At 61.2% G+C, this 11,874-nt stretch carries 6 protein-coding genes, 2 tRNA genes, 3 rRNA genes and 1 pseudogene; 10 read left to right on the top strand and 2 right to left on the bottom strand.

Features of this window, described 5'->3' with window-relative positions; genetic code table 11:
• Positions 1-27: 27 nt before the first annotated feature.
• Positions 28-222 (top strand): rubredoxin, encoded by a 195-nt coding sequence (locus tag R5H19_RS15300; RefSeq protein WP_318159896.1) that lies wholly within the window; start codon positions 28-30, stop codon positions 220-222.
• Positions 223-439: 217 nt separating this feature from the next.
• Here the strand turns inward: R5H19_RS15300 and R5H19_RS15295 are convergent, their stop codons facing one another.
• Positions 440-892, bottom strand: a complete 453-nt coding sequence (locus R5H19_RS15295; protein WP_318159895.1) for a DUF192 domain-containing protein — start codon at positions 890-892, stop codon at positions 440-442.
• A gap of 447 nt (positions 893-1,339) precedes the next feature.
• On the opposite strand from R5H19_RS15295, the gene R5H19_RS15290 reads away from it, so the two are divergent.
• The 6 genes from R5H19_RS15290 to glpK all read left to right on the top strand — a co-directional run bounded on the left by R5H19_RS15290 (position 1,340) and on the right by glpK (position 8,415).
• Positions 1,340-2,885 (top strand): 16S ribosomal RNA (locus tag R5H19_RS15290).
• Between the two features lie 213 nt (positions 2,886-3,098).
• Positions 3,099-3,175: transfer RNA gene (locus R5H19_RS15285), tRNA-Ile, on the top strand.
• Between the two features lies 1 nt (position 3,176).
• A tRNA-Ala gene (locus tag R5H19_RS15280) sits at positions 3,177-3,252 on the top strand.
• A gap of 182 nt (positions 3,253-3,434) precedes the next feature.
• Positions 3,435-6,316, top strand: a 23S ribosomal RNA gene (locus tag R5H19_RS15275).
• Between the two features lie 118 nt (positions 6,317-6,434).
• Positions 6,435-6,548 (top strand): 5S ribosomal RNA (gene rrf, locus R5H19_RS15270).
• Together the 16S, 23S and 5S rRNA genes with 2 tRNA genes alongside form the textbook arrangement of a ribosomal RNA operon.
• Positions 6,549-6,867: 319 nt before the next feature.
• The gene (gene glpK / locus R5H19_RS15265) at positions 6,868-8,415 is read left to right on the top strand and encodes a glycerol kinase GlpK (RefSeq protein ID WP_318159894.1); all 1,548 of its coding nucleotides are present in this window, start codon (positions 6,868-6,870) and stop codon (positions 8,413-8,415) included.
• Here the strand turns inward: glpK and R5H19_RS15260 are convergent.
• Positions 8,321-9,091, bottom strand: a pseudogene (locus R5H19_RS15260) (carbohydrate kinase family protein); the annotation flags it as partial. The gene glpK and the pseudogene R5H19_RS15260 sit on opposite strands and share 95 nt — an antisense overlap.
• Positions 9,092-9,369: 278 nt before the next feature.
• On the opposite strand from R5H19_RS15260, the gene R5H19_RS15255 reads away from it, so the two are divergent.
• Genes R5H19_RS15255 through mreD form a run of 3 tightly spaced genes read left to right on the top strand, consistent with a single transcriptional unit; the run spans position 9,370 to position 11,858 of the window.
• Positions 9,370-10,416, top strand: a complete 1,047-nt coding sequence (locus R5H19_RS15255; protein ID WP_318159893.1) for a rod shape-determining protein — start codon at positions 9,370-9,372, stop codon at positions 10,414-10,416.
• Positions 10,417-10,425: 9 nt separating this feature from the next.
• Positions 10,426-11,376: a rod shape-determining protein MreC gene (mreC, locus tag R5H19_RS15250; protein ID WP_318159892.1), complete on the top strand. Its 951-nt coding sequence runs from the start codon at positions 10,426-10,428 to the stop codon at positions 11,374-11,376.
• Entirely contained in the window at positions 11,373-11,858 is a 486-nt protein-coding gene (gene mreD, locus R5H19_RS15245) for a rod shape-determining protein MreD (RefSeq protein WP_318159891.1), read from the top strand. Before mreC ends, mreD begins: the two co-directional genes overlap by 4 nt.
• Positions 11,859-11,874 lie beyond the last annotated feature (16 nt).

The raw sequence follows: 11,874 nt of genomic DNA, 5'->3' as shown, positions 1-11,874 counted from the left end.
CCCCTAGCAATCCGAAGAAATCCGATCATGAGCCAGAGTTCCACCGAAACCGCCTTGCGCAAATGGATGTGCGTCGTCTGCGGCTACATCTATGACGAAGCCATGGGCGTGCCCGACGAAGGGATTCCCGCCGGCACTCGCTGGGAAGACGTGCCCGATACCTGGACCTGCCCGGACTGCGGCACCACCAAGGACGATTTCGAGATGATCGAGCTCGACTGAACGCCGATTCTCGCCCGCAAACGGCCCGATCCCGTCAGCGCATTGACCGGGCCGCCTGCTCTGATGTTCCTGCGCCGATCAGGCGGCGCGCCACACAGGGAACATCCATGCAACAGTTCATTCCGTTCGAAGACGACTGGGACGCACTGGAAAACCTGCGCCTCGAGGACTTGATCCCTTATCGCGTCGGCATGCTCGATGCGCCTGGCGCAGCCGTTCAGCGCACCAGCCCGACGTGGCCGTCGATCGTCAACGTGTCTCCAGGCGCCGCCCCGATGCGCTGCGCCGTGCCCGCGGGCAGCTCCAGCACGTAGATCGCCGGCGCGTCGCTGGGATAGGTCGGACAAGGGTCGGCCTTGCATGGCGGAACGTTTAGTTGCATCGAGACCAATCGACGATCCGCATCGAAATACAGGATGTCCAGCGGGATCAGCGTGTTCTTCATCCAGAACGCCTGCGGCCCGATGTGGGGAAACACGAACAGCATGCCGCGGTCGGGCGCCAGCGCCGTGCGCATCATCAGGCCGCGCTGGCGGCTGGCGTTGTCGGTGGCCAGCTCCACCGAAAAGCGCTGGCCGTGCAGCATCACGGCTGCGGCAGTCGGCTGTGCCGGTGCATGACCGGAGCATCCGGCCAGCAGCAGGAAGATCGGGGCAAGCCATCGTTTCATCGTGCTGCTCGTCCTGTCGCATGGTGATGGCTGACGAGTGTAGCGCCCGTCGCGCCGCGCTTTGGCCTGAAAATTCGCGTACCCCCTTCCCAGGAGTGCGGGGCGGCGCTATGATTCACGCCCCTTCGGCGAGGCGCCCTTTCGCGAAGGTTTTCGCGATATCCCACACCGAAAAATTTCTTCGCTGCGGATGTTGACGGAAGTGAAAAGCGATGTAGAATGGGCGGCTCACCCGGTGCGAAAGGCCCGGGGCGATCACCGAAAGGGTGGTTGGAGAAGTGAAGATCTTTGACAGTGTGCGCAGGTGAATTGTGTGGACGTCTTGTGCTGATGGGTTGCGACCTGTCCAAGCAATGCAAGCGTCCCACCAAAGAAAGTCAGTAATGAGTTTTTTCGGTTGGGAAGAACGCTTCGGAAAGATAGATCATCTTCGGATGGTCGAAAACTTAAGTGAAGAGTTTGATCCTGGCTCAGATTGAACGCTGGCGGCATGCCTAACACATGCAAGTCGAACGGCAGCACAGAGGAGCTTGCTCCTTGGGTGGCGAGTGGCGGACGGGTGAGTAATGCATCGGGATCTACCCAGACGTGGGGGATAACCTCGGGAAACCGGGACTAATACCGCATACGTCCTACGGGAGAAAGCGGGGGACCTTTTAGGCCTCGCGCGGCTGGACGAACCGATGTGCGATTAGCTAGTTGGTGGGGTAATGGCCTACCAAGGCGACGATCGCTAGCTGGTCTGAGAGGATGATCAGCCACACTGGGACTGAGACACGGCCCAGACTCCTACGGGAGGCAGCAGTGGGGAATATTGGACAATGGGCGCAAGCCTGATCCAGCAATGCCGCGTGTGTGAAGAAGGCCTTCGGGTTGTAAAGCACTTTTATCAGGAACGAAATCTGCATGCTTAATACGTGTGCAGTCTGACGGTACCTGAGGAATAAGCACCGGCTAACTTCGTGCCAGCAGCCGCGGTAATACGAAGGGTGCAAGCGTTAATCGGAATTACTGGGCGTAAAGGGTGCGTAGGCGGTTGCTTAAGTCTGTCGTGAAATCCCCGGGCTCAACCTGGGAATGGCGATGGATACTGGGCAGCTAGAGTGTGTCAGAGGATGGTGGAATTCCCGGTGTAGCGGTGAAATGCGTAGAGATCGGGAGGAACATCAGTGGCGAAGGCGGCCATCTGGGACAACACTGACGCTGAAGCACGAAAGCGTGGGGAGCAAACAGGATTAGATACCCTGGTAGTCCACGCCCTAAACGATGCGAACTGGATGTTGGTCTCAACTCGGAGATCAGTGTCGAAGCAAACGCGTTAAGTTCGCCGCCTGGGGAGTACGGTCGCAAGACTGAAACTCAAAGGAATTGACGGGGGCCCGCACAAGCGGTGGAGTATGTGGTTTAATTCGATGCAACGCGAAGAACCTTACCTGGCCTTGACATGTCCGGAATCCTGCAGAGATGCGGGAGTGCCTTCGGGAATCGGAACACAGGTGCTGCATGGCTGTCGTCAGCTCGTGTCGTGAGATGTTGGGTTAAGTCCCGCAACGAGCGCAACCCTTGTCCTTAGTTGCCAGCACGTAAAGGTGGGAACTCTAAGGAGACTGCCGGTGACAAACCGGAGGAAGGTGGGGATGACGTCAAGTCATCATGGCCCTTACGGCCAGGGCTACACACGTACTACAATGGTCGGTACAGAGGGTTGCAATACCGCGAGGTGGAGCCAATCCCAGAAAGCCGATCCCAGTCCGGATTGGAGTCTGCAACTCGACTCCATGAAGTCGGAATCGCTAGTAATCGCGGATCAGCTATGCCGCGGTGAATACGTTCCCGGGCCTTGTACACACCGCCCGTCACACCATGGGAGTGGGTTGCTCCAGAAGGCGTTAGTCTAACCGCAAGGAGGACGACGCCCACGGAGTGGTCCATGACTGGGGTGAAGTCGTAACAAGGTAGCCGTATCGGAAGGTGCGGCTGGATCACCTCCTTTCAAGAAACGACGGCGTGAGTCATCACGCAAGACGTCCACACAAGACACCTGTACTTCACGCGAAGGGTTTGCTTTACGCAACGTCCGTGTTGCGAAGAGCCGAGCCGGCCGTCCGGACCGGACTCTTCACAACAACCGCTTCGAACGGGGCTCACGGCCGCGTCGAACGAAACCAGGTAGCTTGGCTCGCGGGTTCTGGGATTCATCCTTCATGGGTCTGTAGCTCAGGTGGTTAGAGCGCACCCCTGATAAGGGTGAGGCCGGTGGTTCGAGTCCACCCAGACCCACCATGGGGCCATAGCTCAGCTGGGAGAGCACCTGCTTTGCAAGCAGGGGGTCGTCGGTTCGATCCCGACTGGCTCCACCACTCAGCGTGAAGTATCAGCACACCCAAGATTTCGAAATCATCCGGCATTGAGGCCGGCGTGATGTTCTTTGAAAACAAGTAAACGAGTGACAAGCGTCTTGGTTCGAACCGAACCGAGGCAAGTGTTAAGGCACGAACGAAGTGGTTTGGACGTGTGATCCCGAGGCGACTTGGGGTTATATGGTCAAGCGACTAAGCGTATACGGTGGATGCCTTGGCAGTCAGAGGCGATGAAGGACGTGGCAGCCTGCGAAAAGTGTCGGGGAGCTGGCAACAAGCTTTGATCCGGCAATGTCCGAATGGGGAAACCCACCGCGCGAGCGGTATTGCATGGTGAATACATAGCCATGCAAGGCGAACCCGGGGAACTGAAATATCTAAGTACCCGGAGGAAAAGAAATCAACCGAGATTCCCTCAGTAGCGACGAGCGAACGGGGACTAGCCCAAAAGCGCACAGTGTTTTAGTTGAACAGTCTGGAAAGGCTGGCCATAGACGGTGATAGCCCGGTAAGCGAAAGGGCACCGTGCGTGAAATTGAGTAAGGCGGGGCACGTGAAACCTTGTCTGAACATGGGGGGACCATCCTCCAAGGCTAAATACTCCTGACTGACCGATAGCGAACTAGTACCGTGAGGGAAAGGCGAAAAGAACCCCGGAGAGGGGAGTGAAATAGACCCTGAAACCGTATACGTACAAGCAGTGGAAGCCCGCAAGGGTGACTGCGTACCTTTTGTATAATGGGTCAGCGACTTACTGTCAGTGGCAAGCTTAACCGTATAGGGGAGGCGAAGAGAAATCGAGTCTGAATAGGGCGCATAGTCTCTGGCAGTAGACCCGAAACCGAGTGATCTATCCTTGGCCAGGTTGAAGGTGCGGTAACACGCACTGGAGGACCGAACCCACATCTGTTGCAATAGATGGGGATGAGCTGAGGATAGGAGTGAAAGGCTAAACAAACTCGGAGATAGCTGGTTCTCCTCGAAAGCTATTTAGGTAGCGCCTCGGACGAATCTTCCTGGGGGTAGAGCACTGTTATGGCTAGGGGGTCATCGCGACTTACCAAACCATGGCAAACTCCGAATACCAGGACAGACTATCCGGGAGACACACGGCGGGTGCTAACGTCCGTCGTGAAAAGGGAAACAACCCAGACCCGCAGCTAAGGTCCCCAAGTCATGGCTAAGTGGAAAACGATGTGGAAAGGCATAGACAGCCAGGAGGTTGGCTTAGAAGCAGCCATCCTTTAAAGAAAGCGTAATAGCTCACTGGTCGAGTCGGTCTGCGCGGAAGATTTAACGGGGCTAAGCCATGCACCGAAGCTCGGGGTGTGCACATTTATGTGTACGCGGTAGAGGAGCGTTCCGTAAGCCTGTGAAGGTGGATCGTAAGGTCTGCTGGAGGTATCGGAAGTGCGAATGCTGACATGAGTAACGATAATGGGGGTGAAAAGCCCCCACGCCGAAAGCCCAAGGTTTCCTCGCGCAACGTTCATCGGCGCAGGGTGAGTCGGCCCCTAAGGCGAGGCAGAAATGCGTAGTCGATGGGAAGCTGGTTAATATTCCAGCACTTTTCTCAAGTGCGATGTGGGGACGGAGAAAGTTAGGTCTACCGGGCGTTGGTTGCCCCGGGGAAAGGCGGTAGGCATGGATCTTTGGCAAATCCGGGATCCTTTATGCCGAGCACCGAGACGAGCCCTTTTGGGCGAAGTGACTGATACTACGCTTCCAGGAAAAGCCACTAAGCTTCAGCTTGAGAAAAACCGTACCGTAAACCGACACTGGTAGGCAGGGTGAGAATCCCAAGGCGCTTGAGAGAACTCGGGTGAAGGAACTAGGCAAAATGGCACCGTAACTTCGGGAGAAGGTGCGCCCTTCGACGTGGTCACGTGCGTGACTGAGCGTTGAAGGGTCGCAGTAACCTGGCCGCTGCGACTGTTTATCAAAAACACAGCACTCTGCAAACACGAAAGTGGACGTATAGGGTGTGACGCCTGCCCGGTGCTGGAAGGTTAATTGATGGGGTCAGCCGCAAGGCGAAGCTCTTGATCGAAGCCCCAGTAAACGGCGGCCGTAACTATAACGGTCCTAAGGTAGCGAAATTCCTTGTCGGGTAAGTTCCGACCTGCACGAATGGCGTAACGACAGCGGCGCTGTCTCCACCCGAGACTCAGTGAAATTGAATTCGCTGTGAAGATGCAGCGTTCCCGCGGCAAGACGGAAAGACCCCGTGAACCTTTACTATAGCTTTACACTGAACGTTGAGTTCTTCTGTGTAGGATAGGTGGGAGGCTTTGAAGTGCAGACGCCAGTTTGCATGGAGCCATCCTTGAAATACCACCCTGAAGTGCTTGACGTTCTAACCTCGATCCGTAATCCGGACCAGGGACCGTGTATGGTGGGTAGTTTGACTGGGGCGGTCTCCTCCCAAAGAGTAACGGAGGAGCACGAAGGTACGCTCAGCGCGGTCGGACATCGCGCACTGTGTGCAAAGGCATAAGCGTGCTTGACTGCGAGATCGACGGATCAAGCAGGTACGAAAGTAGGTCTTAGTGATCCGGTGGTTCTGTATGGAAGGGCCATCGCTCAACGGATAAAAGGTACTCCGGGGATAACAGGCTGATACCGCCCAAGAGTTCATATCGACGGCGGTGTTTGGCACCTCGATGTCGGCTCATCACATCCTGGGGCTGTAGCCGGTCCCAAGGGTATGGCTGTTCGCCATTTAAAGTGGTACGCGAGCTGGGTTCAGAACGTCGTGAGACAGTTCGGTCCCTATCTGTCGTGGGCGTTGGAGATTTGAGGGGGGCTGCTCCTAGTACGAGAGGACCGGAGTGGACGTTCCGCTGGTGTTCGGGTTGTCTCGCCAGAGGCATTGCCCGGTAGCTATGAACGGAAGTGATAACCGCTGAAAGCATCTAAGCGGGAAGCACGCCCCAAGATGAGATCTCCCGAGAGCTTGACTCTCCTTAAGGCACCATCAAGACCAGGTGGTTGATAGGTCAGGTGTGGAAGCGCAGCAATGCGTTCAGCTAACTGATACTAATGAGCCGTGCGGCTTGACCATATAACCCCAAGTGGCTTCACGTGCACGAACTTCTCTCGGTAAACCGATTCACCTCGACGCTTGTCACTCGTTTACACCCTCTGTGGAGCCGGCGCTCAAGCGCTGCTCCCACCCCTTCCCTGGCGGCCATAGCGGCGTGGTCCCACCTGATCCCATCCCGAACTCAGAAGTGAAACGCGCATGCGCCGATGGTAGTGTGGCTTTGCCATGCAAGAGTAGGTCACCGCCAGGGGCTTTATACCGAAAACCCTCATCGACAACGATGAGGGTTTTTCTTTGCGTGCGATTGCCGGGGGGATCATCCGGCGCGGGGCGCCACAGACTGCCGTCCAAGGCTTTTCCCGGGAGAGTCTTCCCCTCGCGGGGAGGCTTTCGTCTTTGGCAACCGTAATCTCCATCCATGCAAACGCATGGCCAACGCTCTTTCCCGAGCCTCCGGCAACGATGGAATGCAGGGGGCTGCCACATTCGTCGATTCTTCGGGGGCACGCCGGCGCCGCGCTTGCTCAGTTGCTAATCTTTGTCGTCGGGTTCGCGTGAAGGGAAAGGTCGTGGCGCAACGTTACATACTGGCGATCGATCAGGGCACCACCAGTTCGCGCGCCATGTTGTTTGATCGGGCCGGCACCGTGGTCGGCTCGGCGCAACGCGAGTTTCGTCAGATCTTCCCGCAACCGGGCTGGGTCGAGCATGATCCGCAGGAGATTCTGGCCAGCGTACTGGCGACGGTCGCCGACGTGCTGGCCTCGGCGCGAGTCGAGGCCGGCGAATTGGCCGGCATCGGCATCACCAACCAACGCGAAACCACCGTGGTCTGGGATCGACATTCCGGCAGGCCGATCCATAACGCGATCGTCTGGCAGTCGCGGCAAAGCCTGGCGATCTGCGAGCGCCTGGAAGCCGATGGTTTTGCCTCGCTGGTGCGCGAGAAGACCGGCTTGCTGATCGACGCGTACTTTTCCGGCAGCAAGATCCGCTGGATCCTCGACCACGTCGAGGGCGCACGCACCCGGGCGGAGCGGGGCGACCTGCTGTTCGGGACGATCGATAGCTGGCTGATCTGGAATCTCACCGGCGGCAGGCTGCACGTGACCGACGTCAGCAACGCCGGGCGTACGTTGCTGTTCGACATCCACTCGCGGCAGTGGGACGACGACCTGCTGGGCATGCTTGATATCCCGCGCAGCATGTTGCCGCAGGTGCGTTCGTGCAGCGAGGTATACGGCCGCACCGTGGCGCTGCCCGGCGTGCCAGCCGGCGTGCCGATCAGTGGCGTGGCCGGCGACCAGCAGGCGGCGTTGTTTGGCCAGGCCTGTTTCCAGCCCGGCATGGCCAAGAACACCTATGGCACCGGCTGCTTCATGTTGATGCATACCGGAACCCAAGCCGTGCCCTCGCAGCATGGTCTGCTGACCACGATCGCATGGGAACTGGATGGCACCGTCGAGTACGCGCTGGAAGGCAGCATCTTCGTCGCCGGCTCGGTGGTGCAGTGGCTGCGCGATGGCCTGCACATGCTGGTGCGCGCCAGCGATTCGCAGGCGTGCGCCGAAGGCGTGGATTCGAGCGAAGGCGTGTATCTGGTGCCGGCCTTCGTCGGGCTGGGCGCGCCGTACTGGCACAGCGACGTGCGTGGCGCGATGTTCGGTTTGTCGCGAGGCACCCGCAAGGAGCATGTGGTGCGCGCGGCGCTGGAGTCGATGGCTTACCAGTCGCGTGACGTGCTGGCCGCGATGGAGGCGGATGCCGGTATACCGCTGAAGGAGTTGCGCGCCGATGGCGGTGCGATCGCCAACGACTTCATCGCGCAGTTCCAGAGCGACATGCTCGGCGTGCCGGTGCTGCGGCCGCAAATTGCCGAGACCACCGCACTGGGCGCCGCCTTCCTGGCTGGTCTGGCCGTGGGCTTCTGGGACAGTCGCGAGCAGCTCGCGACGTTGTGGCGGATGGAGCGGCGCTTTGATCCGGCGATGGATCCGCAACTGCGCGAGCGGCTCTACCGTGGCCGGCGCGATAAGCGTCGCCACAGCCGGTGGGATCCACAATCTGGCGTTCGCGTGCCGGCGGGATGCGGTAAGTGTCGCTGCCGGCGTGGATGATCGAGCCGCGCGGCCCCTGCGTCACGATATACGCCGTCACCCGCTCGGCAATCTCGGCAGCGCTCCAGCCGGTGCGGGTCTGCAGCAGCTGCGACTCGTAGTCGTTGACGATCACGTAGGTCGACTTGCCGATCATCGCGCGGAACTCGTCGCCGCTGAACAGCGGCATCGCCTGGCCCGGATCGAAGATGAACGGCACGCCTCGCGTGGCGAACTCGTCCACGTGCTGCAGCATCGCCTCGCGGCCGTCGGGCGCGACGATCGCGAAGTCGATCTGCGGGATGTCGCGCACGTGGTTTTCCTGCGCGCTGGACATCGCGCCGGGATGGAAGGCGGTGATCTGGTTGTTGTCCAGGTCGGTGGTGATGAAGCACTGCGGGGTGAACTGGTCGTCGAACTCGCGCACGCCGTCGAGCCGGATGCCGCATTGCTCCATGTGCTTGCGGTACGGACCGAAATCCTGACCGACGGCCGCCACGGGCAGCGGATCGCCGCCGAGCAGCTTGAGGTTGTAGGCGATGTTGCCGGCGCAGCCGCCGAATTCGCGGCGCATGCGTGGCACCAGGAACGACACGTTCAGGATGTGCATCTGGTCGGGTAGGATGTGGTTCTTGAACTGGTCCTGGAACACCATGATGGTGTCGTAGGCCAGCGATCCGCAGATGACAGCAGGCATGATGTGCGGGAGTCCCCGGGCAAGGTCGTGGTGAAGGGCGCGCCGCCACGACCGGCCTGGAGCCGGACCGGAAGGCGCCGATCAAAAGGGTGCATGCTACCGCCATCTGCTCGAATTGGCGACTTCCGGCAGCGGACCCAGCTCACTTCAAGGCGCAGAAAGTGCGCTTATGGTCGTGTTGTAAAAGGGTTTCTTAACGTTATTGTCCTTGCGCATGCGAATCACGCTGACTAGACTGGCGAGCTTACTTTTTAGCCAGGCCGGACCACGGCGGACCCATGTTCAAGAAGTTTCGCGGGATCTTCTCCAACGACATCTCCATCGACCTCGGCACGGCCAATACGCTGATCTACGTGCGTAGCCAGGGCATCGTGTTGAACGAGCCCTCGGTGGTGGCGATCCGCCAGGACCGCGGTCCCGGCGGCCCGCGCACGATCGCGGCGGTTGGCAGTGACGCCAAGCGCATGCTCGGTCGCACGCCGGGCAACATTGCCACGGTGCGACCGATGAAGGATGGCGTGATCGCCGACTTCACCATGACCGAGGCGATGCTGCAGCACTTCATCAAGCAGGTGCACAAGTCGCGCTTTCTGCGCCCGAGCCCGCGCGTGCTGGTGTGCGTGCCGTGCGGCTCGACCCAGGTCGAGCGCCGCGCGATCAAGGAATCGGCCGAAGGCGCCGGCGCCCGCGACGTGTTCCTGATCGAGGAACCGATGGCTGCCGCGATCGGCGCCGGCATCCCGGTGCACGAGGCGCGCGGCGCGATGGTGCTGGACATCGGCGGCGGTACCTCGGAAGTGGCGGTGATCTCGCTCAACGGCATCGTCTATTCGCAGTCGGTGCGCGTGGGTGGCGACCGCTTCGACGAGGCGATCATCAACTACGTGCGGCGCAACCATGGCACCCTGATCGGCGAATCCACCGCCGAGCGGATCAAGCTGCAGATCGGCTGCGCGTTCCCGCAGGGCGAGGTCAAGGAGATCGAGATCTCCGGCCGCAACCTGGCCGAGGGCGTGCCGCGCATGTTCACGATCAACTCCAACGAGATCCTCGAGGCACTGCACGAGCCGCTCGCCGGTATCGTGGCGGCGGTGAAGTCGGCGCTGGAGCAGACCCCGCCGGAACTGTGTTCGGACGTCGCCGAGCGCGGCATCGTGCTCACCGGCGGCGGCGCGCTGCTGCGCGACCTGGACCGGCTGATCTCCGAGGAGACCGGCCTGCACGTGCAGGTGGCGGACGATCCGCTGACCTGCGTGGCGCGCGGCGGCGGCAAGGCGCTGGAGCTGATCGATCAGCACGGCAGCGATTTCTTCGCGCCCGAGTAAGGCGCGGCCGTGGCGCGCACGCGCGATGAGTCCTCGCCGCTGTTTGCCGGCAACGCCGCCGGCACGCTGCGCCTGATCGTCTATCTCGCGCTGGCCGTGGTGCTGATGGTGCTCGACCATCGCAACGGCTGGCTGTGGCGCCTGCGTTACGCGGCGGCCAGCGTGGTCGAGCCGGTGTACCGGCTGGCCGGCCTGCCCGCGGCAGGCGTGCATGCATTGAGCGTGGCCTTCGCCGATCGCCTGGTGCTCACCGAGCAGAACCAGCGCCTGCGCGAGGACCTGCTGCTGGCCAACGCCAAGTTGAACCGGATGGCGGCCGTCGCCGAGCAGAACCAGCGGCTGAAGGAACTGCTCGATACCCAGCACAGCCTCGAATTGAACGTGCAGCTGGCGCGGGTGATCGGCGTGGACATGGGCGCCTATCGCTACCAGCTCACCCTGAACATGGGCGCGCGCGACGGCGTCCGGCCCGGCCAGCCGGTGATCGACGCGCACGGCGTGATGGGCCAGGTGAAGGAAGTGCTGCCGACCACCTCGGCGGTGATGCTGATCACCGACCCGGCCCACGCGCTCCCGGTGGTGATCGAGCGTACCGGCCTGCGCACGGTGGCCTACGGCTCGCGCGACGGCGATCAACTCAGCCTGCCGAACATTCCGCTGGCCGCCGACGTGCGCGCGGGCGACAAACTGCTCACCTCCGGCCTCGGTGGCCGCTTCCCGCCGGGCTTTCCGGTCGGCGAGGTGCGCTCGGTGGCGCCGGCGGCGACCGGGATGTTCCTGGTGGCGATGGCGCAGCCGTCGGCCGATCTCGATCGCAGCGAGGACGTATTGCTTTTGCACGACCTGGCCGAACCGGACGGCCCGCCCGCGCCGGTGACGCCGATGGGGCCACCGGCTGATCTGGCGCCGACCGGTGCCGCCTCGGTCGCGCCGCCAGCCGTCAGCGGGGCGTTGCGATGAACCGGCAGCGGCTGAGCCTGTGGTGGTTCGTCGGCACGCTGGTGTTCGCGCTGCTGTCGATGCTGGTGCCGCTGCCCGGCGTGCTGGAGCCGTTCAAGCCGTACTGGCCGGCCCTGGTCCTGTTGTACTGGTCGCTGGAATCGGAAGACCGGGTTACCCTGGGGCTGGCTTTCGCGGTGGGCCTGGCGGCGGATCTGCTCAACGGCGTGGTGTTGGGCGAGCAGGCACTGCGCCTGTGCGCGCTGGCGTTCATTGCATTGCGTTTCCGCTCGCGGCTGCGCTTCTTCCCGATGTGGCAGCAGGCGTTGGCGGTGCTGGCGCTGCTGCTGAACGACCGCATCCTGCTGCTGATCGTGCGCGTACTGGCCGGTGCGTCGCTGCCGCCGGCCAGCTGGTGGATTTCGCCGTTCGTCGGCGCCGCGCTGTGGCCGTTCCTGTTCCTGCTGCTCGACGACTTGCGCGCGCGCCTGCGGATCCAATGAGCCATGAACCAGTGAC

This window comes from Rhodanobacter sp. KK11 (assembly GCF_033345435.1).
GTDB lineage: Bacteria > Pseudomonadota > Gammaproteobacteria > Xanthomonadales > Rhodanobacteraceae > Rhodanobacter.
The sequence above is the reverse complement of the archived record's forward strand: the minus strand, read 5'-3'. Positions and strand labels throughout refer to the sequence as shown.

Bases quoted from the DNA above. Each gene is read 5' to 3' on its own strand.
- R5H19_RS15300 (WP_318159896.1), top strand. From the start codon at position 28: ATGAGCCAGAGTTCCACCGAAACCGCCTTGCGCAAATGGATGTGCGTC.
- R5H19_RS15295 (WP_318159895.1), bottom strand. From the start codon at position 892: ATGAAACGATGGCTTGCCCCGATCTTCCTGCTGCTGGCCGGATGCTCC.
- R5H19_RS15255 (WP_318159893.1), top strand. From the start codon at position 9,370: ATGTTCAAGAAGTTTCGCGGGATCTTCTCCAACGACATCTCCATCGAC.
- mreD (WP_318159891.1), top strand. From the start codon at position 11,373: ATGAACCGGCAGCGGCTGAGCCTGTGGTGGTTCGTCGGCACGCTGGTG.